Source organism: Streptomyces sp. NPDC002276, assembly GCF_053891435.1.
Window position 1 is genome coordinate 246,270 of the sequence record NZ_JBSFCQ010000003.1, and the last position, 23,696, is coordinate 269,965.

Below are 23,696 nucleotides of genomic sequence, written 5' to 3' on the forward strand. Positions count from 1 at the left end.
GTGAGCGGTGGCGACGCGGCGGGACGGCTGGTACGACCGTTCACGCTGACCGGTGGCAGGACCCGGCCCAGCCGCGCCGATTTCACCCTCATCACCACGGTGACCGCGGTCGACCCGGCGCCCGCGCGGGCGCCCCGGCCGCAGCCGGAGCAGTCCCGCATCCTGCGGCTGTGCGCGGAGCCGCTGGCGGTGGCGGAGGTCGCGGCCCTTGTCGACCTTCCGGTGAGCGTGGTAGTGATCATGCTCTGCGACCTGCTGGAGGCGGGCCTGATCACGGCCCGTCCGCCGCACCCGGTCTCCCGTACCAGCCCGGACATGGACCTGCTGCAGAAAGTGAGGGAGGGCCTTGGCCGGCTCTGACACCATCGCTCCGGCACCCGCGCCGCCCGAGACGGTCAAGATCCTGATCGCGGGGGGCTTCGGCGTCGGCAAGACCACCATGGTCGGTTCGGTGAGCGAGATCGCCCCGCTGCGCACCGAGGAACCGCTCACCTCGGCGGGCCTCGCCGTCGACGACCTCGACGGCATCGAGGAGAAACGGGCCACCACCGTGGCCCTGGACTTCGGGCGCATCACCATAGGCCAGGACCTGGTGCTGTACCTGTTCGGCACCCCGGGCCAGCAGCGCTTCTGGTTCATGTGGAACGACCTGGCGCTCGGCGCCCTGGGCGCGGTGGTCCTGATCGACGTGCGCCGCCCGAAGTCCAGCTTCGCGGCCGTCGACTTCTTCGAACGCCGGGGCATCCCGTTCGTGGTGGGCGTGAACGGCTTCTACGGCGAGCATCCGTATCCGGCGGAGGCGGTCCGCGACGCGCTGGCGCTCCCGGAGGGCGTCCGGGTGCTGCTGTGCGACGCGCGGGACCGCGACTCGTGCCGGAACGTACTGATCGCGCTGCTCGACCAGTTGATCGCCGCGGCCATCGAGGACGGCGGGGGCGGCAGGCTCACTCGTCCGCCCCGCTGAGCGGCTCGTCCGAGGGGTTGATGACCCGGGCCGTGAGGTCCGGGTCGCGCGTGTCCCGGTCGAAGGGGAACATCGGCCGCCGGATCCGGTGATGACCGAGCCGGACCAGATCCTGGTCGACCCCGCCGGGGGTGAGGGCCATCTTCCAGTCGGCGGCCATGGCGAAGAGTTCGGGTTCGAGATAGCCGATCTTGACGAGCACGAGGTCGGCGGAGCGCGGCTCCAACTCCAGGTCGGTGAAGTCGTGTTCGTGGTGGTACGGCTTCCGCAGCCGGGTCAGGATCACGTACACGCTGCCGACCCGCAGCACCACCTCGGTCTCCGCGTCCCGGTCACCGTGCCGGACCGAGTGCACGACACCGGTGAGGGTCAGCGGGGGCGCGTGACGGTCGTCGACCTCCGCGCCCGCCGTGACGGTTACGGTGGCGCCGACTCCGGCACGCTCCGCTGTGGCTACGGCGGCCGGTCCGGGCAGCGAGGCGTAGATGACCGTAGGACCGGTCCCGTCCTTGAACTCCGGGCGTTCCAGGACCTGTTGGAGGCCCCAGGTGACATCGCCCGCGCCGCCGGCGGTCGGGTTGTCGCCGGTGTCGCTGATGAAGTACGGGCGGGCGGTGGAGGCGAGGGCCTCGTCGAGACATTCGTCCAGGGTGCCGGTGGGCGCCACGAACTCGAAGTCGTGCCGGGCCTCCCAGAAACCGTGCGCCAACTGCTCGGCGCCCGCGGTGACTTGGGGCGCGGACTGGCCGGTGACAACCACCGCGGCGCGGTTGCGGGGTTCGTCCGCCCACGCGTAGCCGACCCAGATCGCCGCGTCCGTGACACCGTCCTTCGCCTCGACGTCCGCTACGGCCGCGTAGACGCTCCGCGCCGGTTCGATACGGGTCGAGGTCTGCTCGCCCGCGAGGAGTACGGGGACCGGGATCCAGGCCTTGACCGGGCGGGGGGCGCCGCTCACCAGGAGGTCGACCAGGTTGCGGGCGGCGCGTTCCTTGGTGTCCATGGCGTCCTCGTGCGGGGCCATGCGGTAGCAGGTGATCAGGTCGGTGGCGTGGACCAGTTCTCGGGAGACGTTGCCGTGCAGGTCCATCGAGGTCGACACGAGGGTGTGCGGGCCGATGGTTTCCCGTATGCGGGTGAGGAGTTGGGCCTCGGCGTCGTCCACGCCCTCTACTGTCATCGCGCCGTGGATGTCGTACCAGAGGCCGTCGAGGGGGCCCAACTCCCGTAGGCGGTCGATGAGTTCGTCGGAGAGGGTGGTGAAGGCGGCGGACGTTACGGTGCCGCCGGGGAGGGCCTTGCCGACCAGGGCGCCGCGCCAGTCCGCGGCTTCCCTCAGGGGGGTGCCGGGGGTGAGGAAGGGGTAGCGGGTCAACACGTCGGCGCCGCGCTGGGGATGGAAGGCCGGGGCCTCCGTGCGGGCTGGGGAGAAGGTCGAGGATTCGATGCCGAGGCCTGCGATGGCGATGGTGGGACGGGATGAAGGCACGGGGGCTCCAGGTTGTGTGTCGTGTGCCGGTCCGTTGTGGCTGGTCGCGCAGTTCCCCGCGCCCCTGAAAGGCCTACCGGGGTTTATCAGTGACCGTCTGGAGCGCCTGCGCCAACGCCCGTTGCAGCGCGAACTGGCCTGCTCCCACCAAGCCCGCGTCCGCGCCCAGGCTGGCGCGGTCGATCACCAGGTGTTCCGTCACCAACGGGTGGCAGCCTTCGTAGAGTTGGCTGCGGACTGCCGCCACGAAGGGTTCCAGGGTGGAGAGGATGCCGCCCAGGTACACGGCGTCGGGGTTGAAGAAGTTGACGTTGGCCGCGAGGACTTGGCCCAGGTAGCGGCCGGCCTGGCGGACCGCTCGGGTCGCCTCGGGGTGGGAGTCGGTGGCGAGGCGTACGACGTCCTCCGTGGTCGTCACGTCGAGGCCGTGGCCGCGCAGGATGCGGACGAGGGCGGCGCCCGAGGCGACGGTCTCCAGGCAGCCGGTGTTGCCGCAGGAGCAGGGGATGTCGTGGGCGGCCTCGACGCGGACGTGGGTGATCTCGCCCGCCGCGCCGGTGCCGCCGCGGTAGAGGCGGCCGTCGGCGATGACGCCTGCGCCGATCGCGGTGCCCGTCTTGACCATGATCGACTGGCGGCGTTCGGCGGGCTGCACGGTGTGCTCGCCCACGGCCATGCAGTTGGCGTCGTTCTCGATGGCGGCCGGGACGCCGAACCGGTCCTCCAGCCAGGCCCGGACCGGGAAGCGGTTCCAGCCGGGCATCCGGGACGGGAGGGTCACGACACCGCCCGCGATGTCGACCGGGCCCGGCAGCGAGAGTCCGACCCCGCGCAGCAGCTCCGGCCCGCGCCGCTCCGCGAGGCCCTGGAGGGTGTCGGCGAGGCCCGGTAGCGCGGCCTCCGGGCCGTCCGCCGTGGGGAAGGGCACCGTCGATACGTCGGTGAGCCCGCCGCCGGGCAGGACGACCCCCACGTGCGCGTGCTTGCCGCCCAGTTCGGCCGCGACCGCGAAGCCGTCGCTGCCGCCCAGCCGGAGCACCTTGCGCGGGCGACCGCCGGTCGAGGAGCGCGTGCCGTGCTCGGCGACCAGGCCCAGGGACACCAGTTGGCCCACCGCCAGGGAGATCGTCGAGGGCGCGGCGCCGAGCAGTTCGGCGAGGTCGGTGCGGGTGGCGGCCTGCCCGGAGGCGAGGAGTTCGAGGACGTGCTCGGCCAGTGAGGAGACTCCCGAGGTGCCCTTCCGGCGATGCGCACTTTTTTCAGGCATGAAGGAAGTTACTTCCGAATCGGCGATCGAGGCGACGAGCGTAAGTCACCCACACGCCCTGTGCGGTTTTTCCAGAACGGCAGTAACAGGCTTTTTACAGCGGCACGCCTGTTTCTTCGCCCACGGGGGTCGTTGACTGTCCTCACTCCCGCCTCCGCCCCTCTTTTTCCGAGGAGAACCATGTCCCCTGTCCGCAAGAGACTCCTCGCCGGTGCCTCCCTGACCACGGCCTCGCTGCTGCTCGCGGGCTGTTCCGGGTCGAGCGGTACGTCGTCCTCCGGTTCGCACGACACCATCAACTACGCGCTGCCCGCGAACTTCACTCCGAACTGGATCCTCCCGATCGGCACCGCGGCCCACCTCAACACCAACAACATCTCCATCGCGAACGCGCTGTGGGAGCCGCTGATCGCCTACGACGGCTCGACCGGGACCATGGGCTGGAACAAGAAGGGCTCGGTGGCGACCGCGGCGGACTTCGCGGCCGACAACAAGAGCGTCACGATCACCCTCGGCGAACGGCAGTGGAGCGACGGGAAGCCGATCACCTCCGCCGACGTGAAGTTCTGGTTCGACCTCATCAAGGCGAACAAGGCGCAGTGGGCGGGCTACAACCCGGGCAAGGCGCCGGACAACTGGACGTCCTTCAAGACCGTGGACGCCCGCCACTTCACGATCACCTTCGACAAGGCCTACAACCCGCAGTGGATGCTGGCCAACGAACTGAGTTCCATCAACCCGCTCCCCCAGCACGTGTGGGACAAGGCCGGGGACGCCAAGAAGGACTGGACGTACCTCAACAGCGCGGCGAAGAACATCAACGGGTATGCCACCAACGCCCTTTGGAAGACGGTCAGCGGCCCGTACACCGTGAAGTCCTTCTCCACGGCCGGCAAGGTCGTCCTGGCCGCCAACCCGAAGTACGACGGCGGTGAGAAGGCCGGCATCCCCACCGTGAACCTCCTCCCCTTCACGACGGCGGACGCCGAGAAGAACGCGCTGCGCTCGGGGAGCGTCGACTACGGCTACATCGAGGCCACCGACCTCGACCAGAAGGACAGCTTCACCGCGCGGGGTTACACCGTGAAGCCGTGGTCGGGCTGGGCGATCACCTACATGCCGTACAACTTCAACAACCCTGCCATGGGCGCCGTGTTCAAGCAGCTCTACGCCCGGCAGGCCGTGCAGCGGTCGATCGACCAGAGCAGTCTGGCGAAGGTCATCTTCAACGGGACGGCGGTGCCCGGGTACGGGCCGGTCCCGCAGGCGCAGACCTCGTCGTTCCTGTCGGCCACGCAGAAGAGCGACCCGTATCCGTTCTCGACCTCGGCCGCCAAGTCCCTGCTCGGCAGCCACGGTTGGAGCGAGCAGGGCGGGGTCATGACCTGTACGAGCCCCGGTACCGGCACCGCCCAGTGCGGTGCGGGGGTCGCCAAGGGGACGAAGTTCCAGATGCAGGTGCTGTCGCAGTCCGGTTCGACGGTGACCGACAACATGATGAGCGCGATCCAGTCCTCGCTCGCGAAGACCGGCATCAAGTTCTCCATCAAGACCGCGCCGGTCAACTCCGTGCTGTCGCAGACCCCGCAGTGCACCGCCTCGCAGTCGATCTGCAAGTGGCAGCTGTCCTACTTCGGTACGGCGGGCAGCTGGTACTTCCCGGCCTTCCCGACGGGTGACTCGCTCTTCCAGACGAAGGGCGGCGCGAACTTCGGGAACTACTCCAACGCCGACGTCGACAAGCTCATCTCCGCGTCCACGACGTCGAGTTCGGCGCAGGCGGTCCAGGACTACAGCGCGGCCCTCGCCAAGGACCTGCCGGTGATCTGGCTGCCGGAGCCCGACTACCAGATCTCCGTCGTCAAGAACGGTCTCGGCGGCTTCTCGCAGGACCCGCTCGCCAACTTCCACCCCGCACAGTGGAAGTGGACCAGCTGAGGCATGGACACCCTCCTGTATCTCACCCGGCGGATCGCCCAGGCGCTGGTCGTCATCCTCATCGTGACGGTCGTGGTCTTCGGTCTGCTGCACGCGCTGCCCGGGGGTCCCGCACGCGGGATCCTCGGGCCGCAGGCCACGCCCCAGCAGATCACGCTCTTCAACCACGACCAGGGCCTCGACCGGCCGCTGCCCGTGCAGTACCTGTACTACCTGCGGCAGTTGCTGCACGGCGACCTCGGCACTTCGTACACCCTCAACGAGGCGGTGTCCCAGCTCATCGAGCAACGGCTGCCGAAGACACTGGTGTTGACCGTGTTGTCGGCGGTCGTGGGACTGCTGCTCGCTCTTCCACTGGGCATGTGGCAGGCGGTGCGGCGGAACAAGCCCGCCGACTACGTCATCACGACGTTGAGCTTCGTCGCGTACTCGACTCCCGTGTATTTCCTGGGACTTGTACTGGTGATGGTCTTCACGCAGGTGCTGCGGTGGTTTCCTTCGCAGGCGCCTCAGGGGGACACGGTGGGTCAAGTCTTCGCGGATCCCGTTGCGTTGGTGCTGCCTGTGGTGACCGGAGCGGCCTCGATGGTCGCCGTGTTCAGCCGGTATATGAGGGCGGCGACGCTGGAGAACTTGTCCGAGGACTATGTGCGGACCGCTCGGGCGGGGGGTTCGCGGCAGGGGGCGATTCTCTTCAAGCATGTGTTCCGGAACTCTTTGACGCCGGTGATCGCGATGCTCGGGTACTACGTGCCGGTGTTGTTCGGGGGCGCGTTGGTTGTTGAGCAGCTCTTCAACTACCCCGGGATGGGGCTGTTGTTCTGGAGCGCGGCTCAGTCTTCCGACTATCCGGTGTTGCTGGGGTGCGTCTTGGTGATCTCTGTGGCGACTGTGGTGGGGACGCTGCTTGCGGATGTTGTTCAGCGGGTTGTGGATCCTCGCGTTAAAGGGGGTCTGGCGTGAGTGTTCAGAGTGCAGGCCGGTGGGGGTTGATCGCGCAGTTCCCCGCGCCCCTGAGAGCGCGCTTCGCGCGCAACAAGCTGGCCGTCGCCGGGCTCCTAGTAGTTGCTCTCTTCTTTCTGTTCTGCTTCATCGGGCCGCTTCTCTACTCCACCGACCAGACCCATACCGATCTCACTCAGGTCAACCTCGGCCCCAGCGGCTCCCATTGGCTCGGCACAGACGCCGTTGGGCATGACGAGCTGGGGCGGCTCATGTACGGCGGGAAGGTGTCGTTGCTTGTCGGGCTTGCCGCCGGAGTGCTTGCCACCGTCATCGGGACGCTCTGGGGGTCCGTCGCCGGGTATGCCGGTGGGTGGGTCGACGCCGTCATGATGCGGGTCGTGGATGCCGGGATCGCGATCCCCGCGCTGTTCATCCTGCTGGTCGTGTCCGCCATCACCACGCCCGGCGTACCGGAGCTGATCCTCATTCTGGGGCTGGTGTCCTGGCTCGTGCCCTCGCGGCTCGTGCGCGCCGAGACGCTGACCTTGAAGCGGCGCGACTATGTGCTGACCCTGCGGGCCATCGGCGGTACCCACGGGCGGGCCATCGCCCGGCACATCCTGCCCAACTCGGTGTCGACGATCGTGGTCGCGGCCACCTTCCAGGTCGCCGACGCGATCCTGCTCGTCGCCTATGTGTCCTATCTGGGGCTGGGAGTTCAGCCGCCGGCGACCGACTGGGGCGGCATGCTCTCGGCCGGGCTGACGGCCGCCTACTCGGGACGCTGGTGGCTGATCGTGCCGCCGGGGCTCGCGATCATCCTCGTCGTGTGCGCGTTCAACGCGATCGGTGACGGACTGCGGGACGCCTTCGACGTAAAGGGACGCGGATGAACAACATCCTGGAGATGGAGAATCTGGGCGTCACCTTCTCGACGGAGAGCGGTGACGTGCCTGCCGTGCGCGGGGTTTCGTTGCGGGTCGCGCCCGGCGAGACGCTGGCCCTGGTGGGTGAGTCGGGGTCGGGGAAGTCGACCGTGGCGCTCGCCGTCCTCGGGCTGTTGCCGGGCAACGCCCGTGCGTCCGGGGGTGTTTCGGTCGGTGGTACGGATGTGGTGGGGGCCGGTGAGGGCGAACTCGCGCGGCTGCGTGGCCGTACGGCCTCGATGGTGTTCCAGGAGCCTGCCACCGCGCTCGATCCGCTGACCCGAATCGGCAGGCAGATAGCGGAAGTCGTGCGGAATCACCGGGACGTGTCGCGGCGGGAGGCGGCTGCCGAGGCCGTCGCGTTGTTGCGCAGGGTCGGTATTCCTGATCCCGAGCGGCGGGCTTCCGCGTTTCCGTTCCAGTTGTCCGGTGGGCAGCGGCAGCGAGTTGTCATCGCCATGGCCATCGCCAACTCGCCCGGGCTGCTGGTCGCGGACGAGCCGACCACCGCGCTCGACGTCACCGTGCAGGCCGAAATCCTCGATCTGCTGCGGGCGTTGGCCATCGACTCGGGGACGGGCGTGCTGCTGGTCACGCACAACATGGGGGTCGTCGCCGACTTCGCCGACCGGGTCGCCGTGATGCTGGAGGGGGAGATCGTGGAGACGGGGGCGGTGGAGGACGTGCTGTTGCGGCCCACGCACGAGTACACGCGGAAGTTGTTGGCGGCCGTGCCCCGGCTTGCCGTGAGTGAGCCGGTGGGTGCCGTACGCCGGCGGAGCGAGGGGACGCCCGTCGTCGAACTCCGGGGTGTGGGCGTGCGGTTCGGGCGAGGGCCGCGTGCCGTGCGGGCGCTGGACGAGGTGTCGCTGACCGTGCGGGCCGGGGAGACCGTTGGGCTCGTCGGTGAGTCCGGGTCGGGGAAGTCGACTGCGGCACGCGTGGCCCTTGGACTGGTGGCGCCGGAGTCCGGGGGCGTCTCGCTCTTCGGGGCCGATCTGCGCAGGGCGCGGGGGCGGGCGCGGCGGGCCCTGCTGGCCGGGGTCGGTGTGGTGCTACAGGATCCGGTGGCCTCGCTGGACGCGCGGATGAGTGTCGCGGAGTGTGTCGCCGAGCCGTTGCGGGTGCACCGGCGTGGCATGGGAGCCGTCGAGCGGCGCGAGCGGGTTGCCGAGGTGCTCGAACTGGTGCGGCTGCCAAGGGAGTTGGCGCGGCGCGGACCGCGTGAACTGTCCGGTGGGCAGCGGCAGCGCGTGAGCCTTGCCCGGGCCCTCGTGCTCGCGCCGCGACTGCTGGTGGCGGACGAACCCACGAGCGCGCTGGACGTGAGTGTGCAGCAAACCGTGTTGGAGGTGATCGCCGAGTTGCAGAGGGAACTCGGGTTCGCGTGTCTCTTCGTGTCGCACGATCTCGCCGTGGTGCAGCGGTTCGCCGGGCGGGTCGTGGTCATGCGGGGTGGGCGGGTCGAGGAACAGGGGGCGACCATGAGCACCTTGCTGCACCCGGAGACCGCGTACACGCGTCGGCTCATCGCCGCCGTGCCCGTGCCCGATCCGGTGGTCCAACGGGAGCGCAGAGAACGCCGGGTGGCGTCGGGGACGGAGGCCGGCGCGTGAGCGGGGCTCACCAGGTGATCGCCGGTGTCGACATCGGCGGGACCACCACTCAGGTCGTGTTGTGCACGGAACGGCTCGACGTCCTGGACCGGGTGGAGGTGCCGACTCCGGCCAGCGAGGGCGGGGCGGCGATGGTCGGCGCCGCGCTGTCCGCGCTACGGCTGCTGCTGGGCCGTACGCCCGCCCGGTTGCTCGGGGTCGGGGTCGGTGCGGCCGGGCTGGTGGATGTGCGGGCCGGGCGGATCCTCGTGGCGAGCGACTCGTTCCGTGACTGGGCTGGGTTCGAGGTGACGGCGACTGTCCAACAGGCCCTGGGTGTACCGGCGTTCCTCGACAACGACGTCAACGCGTTTCTGCGCGGGGAGGTCGCGAAGGGAGCCGTCGTGGGTGAGCAGAACGTGCTCGCGATGACGCTCGGCACCGGAGTGGGTGGCGCACTGTGGCTGAATGGCGCCCTTTACGACGGGCCGCGCGGGGCTGCGGGCGAGATCGGTCATGTGCCGGGGTTCGGCGAGCTGCCGTGCACGTGTGGTGGGCGGGGGCATCTGGAGACGCTGGCGTCGGGGCGGTCGATCGCGGCGCGGTACCGGGAGCGGACGGGGGTGGACCGTACCGCCCGTGAGGTCTCCGGGGCGGCTCTCGGCGGTGATCCGGACGCGCTCGCCGTGTACCGGGACGCGGGTCAGGGTGTGGCCCGTGCGCTGCTGATCACGGCGGGGCTGCTGGATGTCACGACGTGTGTGATCGGCGGGGGTGTCAGCCGTTCGTGGGAGCTGGTCGGGGCGGCCGTGCGGGAGACGCTGGCGCTGGAGCCGCCGGTGAGCGGGCACCCGGTGCGGGTGCTGCCGGCCCGGCTGGGCGGTGACGCGGTGGCGGTCGGGGCGGCGGCCCGGGCGCGGGCGGAACTGCTGATCCACACAGGGGGCTCGTAGCGGACACCTACGTGAACGACTAGAACCGGCCAAGCACGACCGTGTGATTGACGCGCACGCGCCCCATCTCTACCTTCTGATCGACTTACCGAACCTCGTTCGGAATATCGAACCTCTATTGAACCTCCTTCAGAACGACGGGCCGCTCGCACCCCACTCGCACCCCACTCGCACCCCCTGGAGAACACATGGCCGTCCCTCCTCTCCCCCACCCCTCCCGCCGCCTCTTCCTCGGCATGGCCGCGACCCTCCCCCTCGCGGCCACCGGCGCGCTCACGCTCGGCGCCGGCAGCGCGGCGGCGGCGACCGACTCGGCTTATGTCATGTGCTACTTCACCGAGTCGCCGACGTTCCTGGGCGCCAACTACGGTCTGCACCTCGCCGTCAGCCTCGACGGATTGCAGTGGACCCCGCTGAACCAGAACGCGCCCGTCGCCACCCCGACCGCGGGCTCCCTCGGTCTGCGCGACCCCTTCATCCTGCGCAAGCAGGACGGCACGTTCGTGGTCCTCGCGACCGACCTCAACGGCACCGACTGGTCGTACGTCAGCCAGTACATCCATGTCTGGGACTCCGCCGATCTGCGTACCTTCACCGGCTACCGGCGGATGAAGGTGCACGACCTGGACACGCACGCGTGGGCGCCGGAGTCGTACTGGGACGCGGGGCGCGGGCAGTACGGGGTGATCTACTCGGCCGTCAACGACAGCGGCCACAACGTCATCATGGTCAACTACACGAGCGACTTCGTGACCGCCGGGGATCCGCAGGTGTTCTTCGACCCCGGGTACGACGTCATCGACGGTGATCTCGCCGTGGGCGTGAACGGGGTCAACTACCTCTACTTCAAGAAGAATTCGACGCTGGTCGGCGCGAAGTCCACGTCACTGGACCCGGGCAGCTTCACCGAGTTCAGCACGGCAGTCTCGCACAACGGCACCGAGGCCCCGACCTTGGTCAAGTCCCTTGCTTCCAGCTCCACTTGGTACCTGTGGGGGGACACCTGGGACCCCAACGGCGTCTTCTACGCCTGGCAGACCAGCAGTCTGGCCGCCGGCACCTGGACGGCCGTGGACCAGAAGCTCTACACGCAGCCGCTCAACTCCAAGCACTGCGGCATCCAGCCGATCACCGCGGCCGAGTACACCAACCTGGTCGCCAAGTGGGGCACGCCCGCCTGGAACCGGCTCAAGTCCTACAACTATCCGGCGCGTTACGTCCGGCACTCCAACTTCGTCGGGCGGATCGACGAGTACGCCTTCGACCCGTACACCGACTCGCAGTGGACCCTGGTGCCGGGCCTCGCGGACAGCGCGGGAGTGTCCTTCCAGTCGGTCAACTACCCGACCCGGTATCTGCGGCACTACAACTACGCGCTCCAACTCGACGTGAACGACGGCACGTCGACGTTCGCCGGGGACGCCACGTTCTACCGGACGGCCGGCCTCGCGGACTCCGGCTGGGCGTCCTTCCGGTCGTACAACAACCCGACCCGCTACATCCGGCACTCCAACTACGTGCTGCGCATCGACCCGATCTCTTCGGCGACGGACCGGCAGGACGCGACGTTCTACGTCGGGTACTGAGCCCCCGGGTACGACGGGCACGGCGACGCGGGTGCCTCCCGGAGAACGGAGGCACCCGCGTCGGCGGCAGAACGGGTCAGCTCAGGCCGGCCGTCTTCAGCCAGGCCTTCGCCACGTCCAGCGGGTCCTTGTTCTGCGAGCCCACCTGGGTGTCGAGGTCCAGCAGGGTCGCCGTGTCGAGCTTCGCGGAGACCGCGTTGAGGGCGGCCACACCGGCGGCGGAGAGGCCGCTCTTGTAGACCAGGGGCTGCACGTTCTCGAAACCGAAGAGGCGCTTCGGGTCCTGGAGCGTGACGTGCTTCTCCTTGGTGATGGTCGGGTCCGTGCTGAAGAGGTCCGCCGCCTGCACGGTGTTCTTCTTCAGCGCGGCGGCCGTCAGCGGACCGCCCGCGTCCAGCGCCTTGAAGGACTTGAACTCCAGGCCGTAGACGGACTTCAGGCCCACCAGGCCCTGCTGCCGGGTCTGGAACTCCGGCGAGGCGCCGATGACCAGGTCCTTCGCGATGGACTTGAGGTCCGCGATGCTGGACTCGGACGTGAGGTTGTACTTCTTCGCGGTCTCCGCGTTGAGGGTGACCGTGTCCTTGTCCTCGGCGGCGGCCGGGTCCAGCAGCGTCAGCTTGGAGTCCAGCTTGGCGTTGATCGCGGCCGTGGTCGCGGCGAGGGTCGCCGGGGCGGCCTTCGGGTCGAGATAGGCCAGCAGGGCGCCGTTGTACTCGGGCAGCACCGTGATGGAGCCGTTCTTGAGCAGGCCGTACGTCGTCTCGCGGCTGCCGATGTTCGGCTTGTAAGTGACCTTGACGCCCTTGGCCTTGAGGGCCTCGCCGTAGATGTCGGCGATCAGGATGCTCTCGGCGAAGTTGTTCGAGCCGACGACGACGGTGTCGCCACTGGCCTTGCCGCCCGAGAGGGGGTTGTCGGACTTGCTGTCGGAGGACGACCCACATCCCGTGACAAGCGCAGCCGTGGCGGCGAGGGCGATGGCCGCCGCGCCGGGGTACCTAGTGCTGGACCAGCTGTTCTTCGCTTTAGAAGTCACAATTCCCGTTCCGGGGTTGGATGTTGGCACAGGCGTGCAGGCATGGCTGTGGCGTCCACGCGCGAGGCGTGAATGCCGCACTCCGCTGATCCAATCCAGCCGGTTCTTGGTCGGTCAAGAGAACTATGGTCACCGATTGGCCTCAATGAGTGCCCAGTTGTGAAGGCAACGTAAACAGACCGGTCACGAACACGGGCCCTTTGTAATTGATTCTTGACGTAGGGCGACGTACTTGATCGATCGAAGAGGCGGTAGTCTCCCCGGAGTTGGCGTCGGTCACAGCGGTGTGCGGGGGCCGCTTCGATCAAAAACAGTCACGTGTGTCGCTGCGCGTACCGTGACAACACCCCACGAAGGAGGCCTGGTGTCCATACGGGGCTTCGCAGACCGTTGGCCCTTCAGGCGCAAGCTCAATCTGCTCGTCGGCGTACCGCTCGCGGTGGTCGCGGTGCTGCTGGCGTACCTCATCGCCGATGAGGTCGGGCAGTCGACGGACGCGAGCGACGCGGCCCAGCTGGTGCGGGACAGCGGCCAGGTCGCCGAGCTGGTGAACCTCGTGGAGGCGGAGCACCAGCAGGCCATCCTGCTCTCCGTCCGTTTCGAGGCCACCAACGACGGCGGCACGCCCTCGCAGAGCGCCTATCGCAAGGCCCAGCTGGCCGTGGACAAGCAGGTCGAGAAGGTGCGGGACACCTTCGGCGACCGGCTGCCGGCCGGCGAGGCGCAGGCGCTGCGGGAGATCAACGGCCTGGAGACGCTGCGCAACACGGTCGAGCAGAGCTATCTGCCCGCCGACAACATCGACCCCGCGTACACCAGCGCCTCGGACGGGCTGATCGACGGGCTCGACCTGGAGCACAACGCGAACCTCGCCACCACCTTCACCGGCAACCTGCTGGACTCCGTGCTGCGGGCCGATGCCGCCCACAGCTCGTTCGAGACCAGCGTGTTCTCGGCGACGACCGGTGACAGCAACGCGCTCATCGAGTTCACCAACGCCGTCGGCTCCTACGACGTGTACACCTACCAGGCCTCCCGCTTCGCCCGGTTCGCCACCGAGACCCAGGCCGACGAGCTGTCCGGCATCGAGCACACCACCCCGCAGCGGGAGATCGCCGAGGCCTACGCCGAGCTTCAGATCGACCCCAGTGGGCTCCAGGCCGAGTCGCCCGGCGCGGTCCGCAAGGCGTTCGCGGACGCCATGAGCGACTACCCCAACTACCCGCAGCAGGCCGAGGCCCGGCTGAAGATCACCAGTTCGCTGATCGGCCAGATCGCCACCCGCGCCGACGACGCGTCCAGCTCCGCCTTCTGGCGCGCCGGACTGCTGCTGAGCCTCTCGCTGCTCGGCTTCGTGCTGTGGCTCGCCTTCGTGGTGATCGTGCGCCGCTCGGTGGTCCGCCCGGTGCAGGCCCTGACCGGCGCCGCCAAGCAGGTCGCCGAGGTCGCGGGCCGTGAACTGGCCCGCGTGGCCGACGACGACGCCGAGGACGACGGCCCGCCGATGCTGCGGGACATGCCGGTCACCGCGAAGGACGAGATCGGCGACCTCGCCGAGGCCTTCAACCATGTGCAGACCACGGCCGCCGCGCTGCTGGCCCGCCAGGTCGTCAGCCGCCGCAACGTCGCCGAGATGTTCGGCAACGTCGGCCGCCGCGTCAGCAACCTGACGACCCGTCAACTCGCCCTGATCGACGCGGTGGAGCGCGGCGAGACCGACCCGGCACTCCTCGAACGCCTCTACTCCATCGACCACATCGCCGTACGCCTGCGCCGCAACGCGGACAGTCTGATGCTGCTCGCCGGCATCCGCGAGACCGTGCTCGACGGCGGACCCACCGAACTCACCAACGTCGTACGGGCCGCGCTCGGCCAGATCGAGGGCTTCCAGCGGGTCGGGCTGCGCGCCGACACCGAGATCATGGTGGAGCCCGACATCATCGGCGACCTCACGCTGATGGTGGCCGAACTCCTGGAGAACGCGGTGTCGTTCTCCCCCGCGGGCAGCCCCGTCGAGGTGGTCGTCCGCACCGACGGCGACGACGCGCTGATCGTGGTCGCCGACCACGGTCTCGGGATGAGCGCCGACCGCATCGCCGAGGAGAACGCCCGGCTGATCCGGCGTGAGCGCCTCGACCTGGTGCCGACGAAGGTGCTCGGTCTGTTCGTGGTCGGTACGCTGGCCCGCCGCTGGGACATCGACGTCACGCTGGCCCGCACGCCGGGCGGCGGTGTGACGGCCGAGGTGACCATCCCGGCGACGCTGCTGCTGCGCATGAGCGCGCTGGCCTCCGGCGGTTCGGCGGAAGGACACACGGGGCCCGACAAGGCGCTCGCACCCGCCGGGTCAGGGCTCAACTCCGGGGAGGGGCAACGCCGTCCGGCTCCCTCCTGGGCCGCCTCGGACTCCGGACCGCGCCCCTCGATCACCCTGAGCAGACCCGAGCCGGCCGTGTCCGAGCACGTGCGCCCCGAGGACGAGCCCGTCCCGCTGCCCCGCCGGGTCTCCCGGTACGAGACGGCGCCGACGGCCGCTCCGGCCCTCCCGCCCCTCACTCACCACGCCCCGGCGGACGACTCCGCCGCCTTCGACACCGGCCCCGGAGGCTCCCGCCCCCTGCGCCGACGGGTCAAGGGCGCCACCCTTCGTACGGGCGCCGACGACGCCGCCCAGCAAGCCGCCAGGCAGGCCCCCCGGCCCGCCGACGCGGACGCCGTCCGCTCGGCCCTCGAAGAGTTCGAGGCAGCCGTGGAGCAGGCCAACCGTGACAGCGACACCCTCACGGGCCTGCGCCCCTCGGACGCGGACCACCCGCACGACCGGAACCATCTCCCGAAAGGAGCGGAGCAGTGAGTACGTCGACAGGTGAAACTCCCAGGGGAGGCACCACGCCGGCCGAACTGCAGGCAGCCGCGGCCGATTTCAACTGGCTGCTCACCCGTTTCGCGACGGAGACCGCTGGTGTCGTCGACGCCATCGCGGTGTCCTCCGACGGTCTGCTGATCGCCGTGGCGGAACTGCGCGAGAAGGCCCACTCCGAGCGGCTCGCGGCCATCGTCTCCGGCATCACCAGCCTGGCCGCCGGAGCCTCGGGCAACTACGGTCTCGGCGCCCTGAACAAGGTCATCATCGACCTGGAGGGCGGCCACGTCCTCGTCTCCGCGATCGGCAGCGGCGCCGTCCTCGGTGTCGTCGCCGACAAGGAGGCCAAACTCGGCAACATCGCCTACGAGATGACGCTGTTCGCCAACCGTGCCGGTTCCGCGCTCAACCCCCAGCTGGTGCTCCAGCTGAAGAACAGCGTCGGCGTCATTTCGGCTCGGTGACCGGTCCCCGACCGGTCGAGAGAGGAACAGCCACACATGCCCGACGGCCGCACTCCGAGCGGTGCCGGCGCGGACGGGGACACGCCCCCGGGTCGCGATCCGGTGCGCGCCCCCTCCGCCGTACGGCCGTTCCTGGTGACCGCCGGGCGGGTGGCGGGCGCGGGTGCGGCCGACTCCGGACGGCCGATACCGGTCGAGACCCAGGTGGTGGCGACGGCCGCCGGGCTCGACGTGCTCGACCGGCTCTCCTTCGAGCAGCACGACATCGTCGCCGCCTGCCGGCAGCCGCAGTCCCTCGCGGAGATCGCGGCCCGGCTGCGGCTGCACCTGAACGTGGTGCGGGTCCTCGCCGAGGACCTGCGGGCCGCGGGACAGCTGACGGTGCATGTGCCGAACACCGACATCACCCATGACGCAACCGTCCTGCGAAGGGTCATCGATGGCCTCCGCGCCATCCCCAACTCCCGGGGAGTACTCCGTGACACCGACTGAACCGGTCGCCCGCGGTGCGGCTGCGCAGACCGTCGTACGACCGCCGCTCCCGGTCAAGATGGTCGTCGCGGGCGGCTTCGGCGTGGGCAAGACCACCACCGTGGGCGCGATCTCCGAGATCGAGCCGCTGACCACCGAGGCCGCGATCACCGAGGTCGCGGCGGGCGTGGACGACCTGTCCCACACCCCGCGCAAGACCACCACCACGGTGGCGATGGACTTCGGGTGCATCACCATCGACCCGACCCTGAAGCTGTATCTGTTCGGTACACCCGGGCAGGACCGGTTCGGCTTCATGTGGGACGACATCGTGGAGGGCGCGGTCGGCGGTCTCGTCATCGTCGACACCCGCCGCCTCGACGACTGCTACGCGGCCGTCGACTACTTCGAGCACAAGCAGATCCCGTTCGCGGTCGCCCTGAACGCCTTCGACGGCAAGATCGAGCACTCCCTCGACGAGGTCCGCTGGGCGCTCGACGTCAACGAACGCGTCCCGGTGATCGCCTTCGACGCGCGGGAGCGCGGCTCGGTGCGGGACGCGCTGCTGGTCGTCCTGGAGCTGGCGCTCGCGCGCTCCCAAGGCTGACGGACACAGCGGAGAAGGGGGGAGGGCTCGGGCCCTCCCCCCTTCTCGCTTGCTATGGCGCTCAGTTGCTCCGGCGCACCCCCGGCGACACCGCGAGCCGTGCGATGCCCCAGAAGACGGCCAGCGTCACGAGGGCCATCCCGGCGACCAGGGTGGCGCCGCCGACGACCTTCTCGTAGTTCTTCTGGTAGAGGCCGTCGATGATGTACCGGCCGAGGCCGCCGAGGCTGACGTAGGCCGCGATGGTGGCGGTGGAGACGATCTGGATGGCGGCCGAGCGCAGGCCGCTGAGGATCAGCGGGAGCGCGACCGGCAGTTCCACCTGGAAGAGGATGTTCGTCTCGTTCATGCCCATGCCGCGTGCCGCGTCGACCGGGGACGGGTCGACGGAGCGCATCGCCTCGTACGTGGTGACCAGGATCGGCGGTACGGCGAGGACGACCAGCGGGATCATCACCGGCACCAGGCCGAAGCCGATCAGCACGAACATCAGCACCAGCAGACCGAAGCTGGGCAGTGCGCGGGCGGCGGTGGCGATGAGCGAGAGGGCGTTGCCGCCGCGTCCGGTGTGGCCGGTGAGCAGACCGACGGGGAGGCCGATGGCGGCGGCGATGGCGAGCGCGAGCAGCGAGTACTGGACGTGCTCGCGCAGCCGGGTGGGGATGCCGTCGTAGCCGTGCCAGTGGGTGCTGTCGCTGAAGAACAGGTTGATGTAGTGGAGTACGTTCACCGGGCTGCGTCCTCCGTTGCGGGTTCGGCCGGTGCGGGCCGGGCCTTGCGGGTGCCGCGCGGCATCCAGGGCGTGAGGAGCAGGCGTACGGCGACCAGGACGGCGTCCACGACGATGGCGAGGACGGCGGTGGTGATCACGGAGAGCCAGATCAGCCGCGGCTGGTGGTAGATCTGGCCGTCGTTGAGCAGGTTGCCCAGCGCGCCCTGGTTGCCGATCAGCATGCCGACGCTGACGAGGGAGATGCTGGACACGGTCGCGACCCGCAGCCCGGCGATGATCGCGGGCACCGCGATCGGCAACTGCACCTGGAGATACCGGCGTACGGGCCCGAGGCCCATCGCGGTGGCCGCGTCCAGGGTCTCCTGCGGCACCGAGCGGACGCCGTCGACGATCGCCGGGACGAACACCACGAGGCTGTAGACGCCGAGCGGGATCATCACGGTGGTCTCGGTCTGCCCGGTGTAGTCGATGAGGACGACGAAGAAGGCCAGCGAGGGGATCGCGTACAGCACGGTGGTCACCCACAGCACCGGCGGGTACAACCAGCGCAGCCGCACGCAGAGTTGGGCGATGGGCAGCGCGACCACCAGGCCGACGAGGACCGGGATCACGGCCTCGCGCAGATGCAGCCCGATCAGGCCGAAGTAGCTGTTCTGGAGGTCGCTGGGGATACGGAACCAGTCGTTCATCCGACGGCCTTCGTGTCGGGCCGCAGCGCCGCGTGCGCACTGCGGATCGCCTCGCCCACGGCCTGCTGCGATACGACGCCCACCACCCGGCCGGTGTCGTCCACGCCGACCGCCCAGCCGGTGGGCGACAGCACGGAGCCGTCGAGCGCGGCGCGCAGCGAGTCCTTGCCGGCCGCGAACGGGCGCCCGTACGCGAGGAGTTGAGCGGTGTCGACGGCTCCGGCGGTGAGCGCGCCGGGCTCGCTCCAGCCGAGCGGCCTGCCGTCCAGGTCGGTGACGAGGAGGTACGGCACACCGGGCGTGGTGCGTTCGGCGATCTGCTCGGCGGTGGAGTCGACGGCGACGATCGGGGACGTCTTGAGGTCGAGGCCGGACGAGGAGAAGAAGGACAGGCGCCGGATGCCGCGGTCGGCGCCGAGGAAGTCCTCGACGAAGTCGTCCGCCGGGTCGGACAACAGCTCGGCGGGCGGCGCGAACTGGGCGAGCTTGCCGCCGGTGCGCAGCACCGCGACCATCGTGCCGAGCTTGATGGCCTCGTCGATGTCGTGGGTGACGAAGACGATCGTCTTGCCCAACTCGTCCTGGAGGCGCAGGAGTTCGTCCTGGAGTCCCTTGCGGACCACGGGGTCGACGGCCGAGAACGGCTCGTCCATCAGCAGTACCGGCGGGTCGGCGGCGAGTGCGCGGGCGACCCCGACGCGCTGCTGCTGGCCGCCGGAGAGCTGGTACGGGTACCGCTTGGCGAGGGCGGCGTCGAGGCCCACCCGCTCCATGAGTTCGGTGGCCCGCGCCCTGGCCTTGTCCTTGCCCCAGCCGAGCATGCGGGGCACGGTGGCGATGTTGTCGACGATCGTGCGGTGCTGGAAGAGTCCGGCGTTCTGGATGACGTAACCCATGGACCGGCGCAGGGTGTTGACCGGCTGCTTGGTGATGTCCGCGCCGTCCAGGGAGATCGTGCCCTCGCTGAGGTCGACCATCCGGTTGATCATGCGCAGGGTCGTCGTCTTGCCACAGCCCGAGGGGCCGACGAGGACGGTGATCGCGCGGTCCGGTATGTCCAAGGACAACCGGTCGACCGCCACCGTGCCGTCCGGGTACCGCTTGGTGACTGAATCTATCCGTATCAAAGCGCCGAATACCCTTCGGATGTGGCAGAAACTGCCCGTTCCTGGCCGCTGTCTCAGGCCGTTGAGGGGAGAGTCTAGACGGCTTGTGTTGCGGGAACTTGGCGGGCACCTGAGGGGTTTTGGGTGCCGCTTCCTGGGGGTTCGACGCGGATCGACTGTGCCCTTCCTGTGAGTCCGCTGATTCTCATCGACCGTTCAGCGAAGGCACAGCAACGCCCTAGACACCGCCCGGATCGTCACCGTCATGAACGAACAGAACGCGGGAGGCGCCCGGCAGCGCTCGGTCGAGATCGTGGTGCCGGTCTACAACGAGGCGCACGTCCTCGCCGGCAGTGTCGGCCGTCTCCACGCATACCTCGAATCGTCCTTCCCGTTCCCGTTCACGATCACCGTGGCGGACAACGCGAGCACCGACGCCACCTGGCAGGCGGCGCTCGACCTGACCCAGCGGCTGCCGCACGTGCACGCCGTGCACCTCGACGCCAAGGGCCGGGGCCGCGCGCTGAAGCACGTGTGGAGCCGCTCCGAGGCGGACGTGGTCGCGTACATGGACGTCGACCTGTCCACCGGCCTCGAAGGCTTCCTCCCCCTGGTCGCTCCGCTCCTTTCCGGCCACAGCGATGTGGCGATCGGCAGCCGCCTGCACCGGCAGTCGGCCGTACAGCGGGGCGCCAAGCGGGAGTTCATCTCCCGCTCCTACAACCTCTTGTTGAAGGCAGGCCTCGCGGCCCGCTTCTCGGACGCGCAGTGCGGCTTCAAAGCCGTGCGCACCGAGGTGTTCCGGGCGCTCGCCCCGCACATCGAGGACACCGCCTGGTTCTTCGACACCGAACTCCTCGTCCTCGCCCAGCGCAACAAGCTCCGTATCCACGAGGTCCCGGTCGACTGGATCGACGACCCCGACAGCCGCGTCGACATCGTCCGCACCGCCCTCGACGACCTCAAGGGCATGCGCCGCATGTTCAAGCAGACGATCACCGGCCGCGCCCGCATCGCCGCCGTACCCCACCGCACCCGCACCACCACCCCTGTCCTGCCCGTCGGGGCGCCCGCCACTTCCGCGGAACACCTGGAGTACGCGTCATGACGACCCTCGCCCCGCCCCCCGGTCAGGAGACCGCCCGTCGCTCGCACCGCGCGGGCCCGCCCGCCGACGGCGGCCTCAACTCCCGTGCCAGAAGGCTCTTCACGGGCCCGGAGGACGACCCGCGCTGGGCCCGCCCGGCCCTCTGGGCGATCCTGCTGCTGGCCACGGCCCTCTACGCCTGGAACCTGACCTCGATCACCGGCAACACCTTCTACGACGCCGCCGTCTACAGCGGCACCAAGAGCTGGAAGGCGTTCTTCTTCGGCGCGCTCGACTCCGGCAGCTTCATCACGGTCGACAAACCACCGTTCGCCCTCTGGGTGATGGGCCTCTCCGCCCGCGTATTCGGTTACGGCACCTGGCAGTTGATGCTCCCGATGGTCGCGGCCGGCACCGGCTCGGTGGCCATTCTGTACCGCAGCGTCAAGCGGGACTTCGGCGCCGTGGCGGGCACGATCTCGGCACTGGTCCTCACCCTGACCCCCATCACGGTGGCCATCACCCGTGACACCAACCCGGACCCGATCCTCGTCCTGCTGATGATGCTCGGCGCAGTCGCCCTCCTGAAGGCCGTCCGCAACGGCAAGTTGATGCCGCTGGTGTGGTCGGCGGTCGCGATCGGCTTCGCGTTCAACACCAAGATGATGCAGGCGTACGTCGTCCTGCCCGCGTTCTTCCTCGTCTACCTCTGGGCCACCAACGTCTCCCTCGGCAAGCGCATCCGCAACCTCGCTGTCGCCACCGTCGCGCTGGTCGTCTCCAGCGCCTGGTGGATGGTGATCGTCGACCTGATCCCGGCCTCCTCCCGCCCCTACATCGGCGGCTCCACCGACAACACGGTGTGGGACCTGGTCATCGGCTACAACGGCTTCGGCCGCATCTTCGGCGCCAGCTCCTCGGTCGGTTCGCAGGGCAACGGAGCCTCGTTCGGCGGCAGTTCGGGCCTGTACCGGATGTTCAACGAGATCATGGGCGGCCAGATCTCCTGGCTGATCCCCTTCGCGGCGATCGCGCTCGTCGCCGGTCTGGTACTGCGCGGCCGCGCTCCCCGCACCGACCCCAAGCGCGCGGCGCTGATGCTCTGGGGCGGCTGGTTCGTCCTCCACTTCCTGACCTTCTCGCTCGCCGAGGGCACCTTCCACCCGTACTACGTCACCGCCATGGCCCCCGGTATCGCGGCCCTGGCCGGTGCGGGCGGGGTGCTGCTGTACCGCGCCTTCCGTGAGGGCGCGGTGGCGAAGTGGGCCTGGGTGCTGCCGGTCGCGATCGCGGCCAGCACGGTCTGGGCGGTCGTCCTGCTCCAGCGGGTCTCCGGCTCCGGCACGGTCTACACGGTCGCGGAGATCGTGGTCGCGGTGGCGGGCGCCGCCTCCGTACTCGGCCTGCTGGTCGGCCGGTTCACGCACCGCCACCGCCTGATGGGCTTCGCGGCGCTGGCCGCGGTCGTCGCTTTGCTCGCCGGTCCCGCGGCCTACTCGGTCTCGGCGGCGACCTCCTCGACCAACGGCACCAACCCGACGGCCGGGCCCAGTACGGGTGGCGGCATGGGTGGTGGCGGTGGTGGAGGTATGGGCGGCGGTGCGCCGAGTGGCGCCAAGTCCGGTACGAAGCCCAGTGGTTCGGCCCCCTCGGGTACGAAGCCCAGCGGTTCGGCCCCGTCCGGCACCATGCCCTCGGGCAGCGGTTCGGCGTCTTCGTCCTCCTCCGAGTCCGGTACGCAGTCCACCGGCGGTGGCGGTATGGGCGGCGGCACCCAGGTGTCGTCCGCGATGATCACGTACCTCAAGAAGCACCAGGACGGGGCGACTTGGCTGCTGGCGGTGTCCACCGACCAGACGGCGTCCTCGATCATCCTGGAGTCGGGACAGCCCGTGATCTCCATGGGCGGCTGGTCCGGCAGCGACAACGCGATGACCCTCGCCAAGCTCAAGTCCCTGGTGAAGTCGGGCAAGTTGCACTACATCATCGTCAGCAGCGACGGCGGCCAGGGCACCAACTCCGAGATCGCGACCTGGGTCAAGGCACACGGCACGGCGGTCAAGTCCTCGGCGTACAGCAGCAGTTCGTCGACCTCGACCAGCAGCGGCCTGTACCGCCTGGACGCCTCCGACGTCAGCTAGACCCACTCCCCCAGCCACATTTCCCGACAGGAAGGGCCGCCGGTGACCCCGGCGGCCCTTCCGCTTGTCGTATGTGAGGGGACAGCTGTCAGGCCGCCACCGTCGCGACCGGGAACCCCGGCGTACGGCGTACCCGGCGCTCCGCGTCGACCGCGAAGACCTCGCAGCCGGGCCTGGCGGCGGCCCAGTCGACGCCCTCCGGGCCCATCGCGAAGGCCGCGGTGGCCGTGGCGTCCGCCTCCGTGAGCGAGTCGGCGACGACGGAGAGGCTGAGCAGTCCGGTCGCGGGGCGCCCCGTGCGGCCGTCGACGATGTGGTCCCCGCGCTCGTAGCGCGCGGAGGTCGCCACCGCCCCGTCGGTCAACTCCACTACCGTGCACAGCTGGTCGGCGTGCTCGGGGTGCCGTACGCCCACTCGCCACGGACCGCCGGACACGACCACGTCGCCGCCGGCGTTGAGGATGAAGCGCCGGGCCCCGGCGGCGGTGAGCAGTTCCGCCGCCCGCTGCACCGACCAGCCCTTGACGACCGCGCAGGGGTCGAGGGGCCGACCGGGCAGCCGGACGTCGAAGGCACCGCCGGTCGCCACCCGGTACTGCTCGCAGAGGTCGAGGACCTCAGTCAAGTCAGCGCTGAGGTCAGGGAGTTGGAGCTCGCCCCGGTCGTAGCGGCAGACCTCGCTGTCCGCCCGGAACGGGCTGAAGCGGGCGTCGACCTCGCGCAGCCAGGCGAACAGTGCGTCCGCCGCCTCCTCGACAATCCCGGACCCGATGCCCTCGTCGTCGATCCGCAACGACACCGGGAACCCCATCACATGCTCAACGCGGTTCATT

General features: G+C 69.4%; 21 protein-coding genes. 14 read left to right on the forward strand and 7 right to left on the reverse strand.

Annotated elements, in window-relative coordinates:
• Positions 1-360: a DUF742 domain-containing protein gene (locus ACWIHT_RS10195; protein WP_019071425.1), complete on the forward strand. Its 360-nt coding sequence runs from the start codon at positions 1-3 to the stop codon at positions 358-360.
• Complete coding sequence (locus tag ACWIHT_RS10200) at positions 347-964, forward strand: GTP-binding protein (protein ID WP_456166423.1); 618 nt, start codon at positions 347-349, stop codon at positions 962-964. Before ACWIHT_RS10195 ends, ACWIHT_RS10200 begins: the two co-directional genes overlap by 14 nt.
• On the opposite strand, the gene ACWIHT_RS10205 is transcribed toward ACWIHT_RS10200, so the two are convergent.
• On the reverse strand, positions 945-2,453 hold the full coding sequence (locus ACWIHT_RS10205) for a M81 family metallopeptidase (RefSeq protein ID WP_456166426.1): 1,509 nt from the start codon (positions 2,451-2,453) through the stop codon (positions 945-947). The genes ACWIHT_RS10200 and ACWIHT_RS10205 overlap by 20 nt on opposite strands.
• A 73-nt stretch (positions 2,454-2,526) precedes the next feature.
• Positions 2,527-3,720, reverse strand: coding sequence for an ROK family protein (locus tag ACWIHT_RS10210; RefSeq protein WP_456166428.1), 1,194 nt, complete (start codon positions 3,718-3,720; stop codon positions 2,527-2,529).
• A 180-nt stretch (positions 3,721-3,900) separates the two neighbouring features.
• On the opposite strand from ACWIHT_RS10210, the gene ACWIHT_RS10215 reads away from it, so the two are divergent.
• The 6 genes from ACWIHT_RS10215 to ACWIHT_RS10240 all read left to right on the forward strand — a co-directional run bounded on the left by ACWIHT_RS10215 (position 3,901) and on the right by ACWIHT_RS10240 (position 11,663).
• A complete protein-coding gene (locus ACWIHT_RS10215) occupies positions 3,901-5,658 on the forward strand; it encodes a peptide ABC transporter substrate-binding protein (protein ID WP_456166430.1) in 1,758 nt (585 codons plus the stop codon).
• A gap of 3 nt (positions 5,659-5,661) precedes the next feature.
• On the forward strand, positions 5,662-6,621 hold the full coding sequence (locus tag ACWIHT_RS10220; RefSeq protein ID WP_456166432.1) for an ABC transporter permease: 960 nt from the start codon (positions 5,662-5,664) through the stop codon (positions 6,619-6,621).
• A 26-nt stretch (positions 6,622-6,647) separates the two neighbouring features.
• The gene (locus tag ACWIHT_RS10225; protein WP_456167103.1) at positions 6,648-7,496 is read left to right on the forward strand and encodes an ABC transporter permease; all 849 of its coding nucleotides are present in this window, start codon (positions 6,648-6,650) and stop codon (positions 7,494-7,496) included.
• A complete protein-coding gene (locus ACWIHT_RS10230; RefSeq protein WP_456166434.1) occupies positions 7,493-9,145 on the forward strand; it encodes a dipeptide ABC transporter ATP-binding protein in 1,653 nt (550 codons plus the stop codon). The genes ACWIHT_RS10225 and ACWIHT_RS10230 overlap by 4 nt, the downstream gene beginning before the upstream one ends.
• A complete protein-coding gene (locus tag ACWIHT_RS10235; RefSeq protein ID WP_456166436.1) occupies positions 9,142-10,077 on the forward strand; it encodes an ROK family protein in 936 nt (311 codons plus the stop codon). The genes ACWIHT_RS10230 and ACWIHT_RS10235 overlap by 4 nt, the downstream gene beginning before the upstream one ends.
• 188 nt (positions 10,078-10,265) lie before the next feature.
• Positions 10,266-11,663: a glycoside hydrolase family 43 protein gene (locus ACWIHT_RS10240; RefSeq protein WP_456166438.1), complete on the forward strand. Its 1,398-nt coding sequence runs from the start codon at positions 10,266-10,268 to the stop codon at positions 11,661-11,663.
• A gap of 76 nt (positions 11,664-11,739) precedes the next feature.
• Here the strand turns inward: ACWIHT_RS10240 and ACWIHT_RS10245 are convergent, their stop codons facing one another.
• The gene (locus tag ACWIHT_RS10245; protein ID WP_456166440.1) at positions 11,740-12,702 is read right to left on the reverse strand and encodes an ABC transporter substrate-binding protein; all 963 of its coding nucleotides are present in this window, start codon (positions 12,700-12,702) and stop codon (positions 11,740-11,742) included.
• Between the two features lie 364 nt (positions 12,703-13,066).
• Here ACWIHT_RS10245 and ACWIHT_RS10250 point away from each other — a divergent pair, with 364 nt between their 5' ends.
• From ACWIHT_RS10250 to ACWIHT_RS10265, 4 genes are read left to right on the forward strand one after another with little or no spacing between them, the layout of a single operon-like run.
• The gene (locus ACWIHT_RS10250; protein ID WP_456166442.1) at positions 13,067-15,556 is read left to right on the forward strand and encodes a HAMP domain-containing sensor histidine kinase; all 2,490 of its coding nucleotides are present in this window, start codon (positions 13,067-13,069) and stop codon (positions 15,554-15,556) included.
• Positions 15,553-16,029, forward strand: coding sequence for a roadblock/LC7 domain-containing protein (locus ACWIHT_RS10255; RefSeq protein ID WP_456166444.1), 477 nt, complete (start codon positions 15,553-15,555; stop codon positions 16,027-16,029). Before ACWIHT_RS10250 ends, ACWIHT_RS10255 begins: the two co-directional genes overlap by 4 nt.
• A 36-nt stretch (positions 16,030-16,065) precedes the next feature.
• A complete protein-coding gene (locus ACWIHT_RS10260) occupies positions 16,066-16,521 on the forward strand; it encodes a DUF742 domain-containing protein (protein WP_019071412.1) in 456 nt (151 codons plus the stop codon).
• Positions 16,508-17,107 (forward strand): GTP-binding protein, encoded by a 600-nt coding sequence (locus tag ACWIHT_RS10265; RefSeq protein WP_200715196.1) that lies wholly within the window; start codon positions 16,508-16,510, stop codon positions 17,105-17,107. The genes ACWIHT_RS10260 and ACWIHT_RS10265 overlap by 14 nt, the downstream gene beginning before the upstream one ends.
• A 61-nt stretch (positions 17,108-17,168) precedes the next feature.
• On the opposite strand, the gene ACWIHT_RS10270 is transcribed toward ACWIHT_RS10265, so the two are convergent.
• From ACWIHT_RS10270 to ACWIHT_RS10280, 3 genes are read right to left on the reverse strand one after another with little or no spacing between them, the layout of a single operon-like run.
• On the reverse strand, positions 17,169-17,837 hold the full coding sequence (locus ACWIHT_RS10270; RefSeq protein ID WP_262062718.1) for an ABC transporter permease: 669 nt from the start codon (positions 17,835-17,837) through the stop codon (positions 17,169-17,171).
• The gene (locus ACWIHT_RS10275) at positions 17,834-18,529 is read right to left on the reverse strand and encodes an ABC transporter permease (RefSeq protein WP_456166447.1); all 696 of its coding nucleotides are present in this window, start codon (positions 18,527-18,529) and stop codon (positions 17,834-17,836) included. Before ACWIHT_RS10275 ends, ACWIHT_RS10270 begins: the two co-directional genes overlap by 4 nt.
• Positions 18,526-19,656 (reverse strand): ABC transporter ATP-binding protein, encoded by a 1,131-nt coding sequence (locus tag ACWIHT_RS10280; RefSeq protein ID WP_456166449.1) that lies wholly within the window; start codon positions 19,654-19,656, stop codon positions 18,526-18,528. The genes ACWIHT_RS10275 and ACWIHT_RS10280 overlap by 4 nt, the downstream gene beginning before the upstream one ends.
• A gap of 244 nt (positions 19,657-19,900) precedes the next feature.
• Between ACWIHT_RS10280 and ACWIHT_RS10285 the strand changes: the two genes are divergently transcribed.
• Positions 19,901-20,743: a dolichyl-phosphate beta-glucosyltransferase gene (locus ACWIHT_RS10285; protein ID WP_456166451.1), complete on the forward strand. Its 843-nt coding sequence runs from the start codon at positions 19,901-19,903 to the stop codon at positions 20,741-20,743.
• Positions 20,740-22,863, forward strand: coding sequence for an ArnT family glycosyltransferase (locus tag ACWIHT_RS10290; protein ID WP_456166453.1), 2,124 nt, complete (start codon positions 20,740-20,742; stop codon positions 22,861-22,863). The genes ACWIHT_RS10285 and ACWIHT_RS10290 overlap by 4 nt, the downstream gene beginning before the upstream one ends.
• A gap of 88 nt (positions 22,864-22,951) precedes the next feature.
• Here the strand turns inward: ACWIHT_RS10290 and ACWIHT_RS10295 are convergent, their stop codons facing one another.
• A complete protein-coding gene (locus ACWIHT_RS10295; RefSeq protein WP_456166455.1) occupies positions 22,952-23,695 on the reverse strand; it encodes an FAD:protein FMN transferase in 744 nt (247 codons plus the stop codon).
• Between the last annotated feature and the right edge of the window lies 1 nt (position 23,696).

Excerpts from the sequence above, each read along its gene's own strand:
- ACWIHT_RS10210 (WP_456166428.1), bottom strand. The coding sequence starts at position 3,720 with ATGCCTGAAAAAAGTGCGCATCGCCGGAAGGGCACCTCGGGAGTCTCC.
- ACWIHT_RS10215 (WP_456166430.1), top strand. The coding sequence starts at position 3,901 with ATGTCCCCTGTCCGCAAGAGACTCCTCGCCGGTGCCTCCCTGACCACG.
- ACWIHT_RS10220 (WP_456166432.1), top strand. The coding sequence starts at position 5,662 with ATGGACACCCTCCTGTATCTCACCCGGCGGATCGCCCAGGCGCTGGTC.
- ACWIHT_RS10230 (WP_456166434.1), top strand. The coding sequence starts at position 7,493 with ATGAACAACATCCTGGAGATGGAGAATCTGGGCGTCACCTTCTCGACG.
- ACWIHT_RS10240 (WP_456166438.1), top strand. The coding sequence starts at position 10,266 with ATGGCCGTCCCTCCTCTCCCCCACCCCTCCCGCCGCCTCTTCCTCGGC.
- ACWIHT_RS10260 (WP_019071412.1), top strand. The coding sequence starts at position 16,066 with ATGCCCGACGGCCGCACTCCGAGCGGTGCCGGCGCGGACGGGGACACG.
- ACWIHT_RS10275 (WP_456166447.1), bottom strand. The coding sequence starts at position 18,529 with ATGAACGACTGGTTCCGTATCCCCAGCGACCTCCAGAACAGCTACTTC.
- ACWIHT_RS10285 (WP_456166451.1), top strand. The coding sequence starts at position 19,901 with ATGAACGAACAGAACGCGGGAGGCGCCCGGCAGCGCTCGGTCGAGATC.
- ACWIHT_RS10290 (WP_456166453.1), top strand. The coding sequence starts at position 20,740 with ATGACGACCCTCGCCCCGCCCCCCGGTCAGGAGACCGCCCGTCGCTCG.
- ACWIHT_RS10295 (WP_456166455.1), bottom strand. The coding sequence starts at position 23,695 with ATGAACCGCGTTGAGCATGTGATGGGGTTCCCGGTGTCGTTGCGGATC.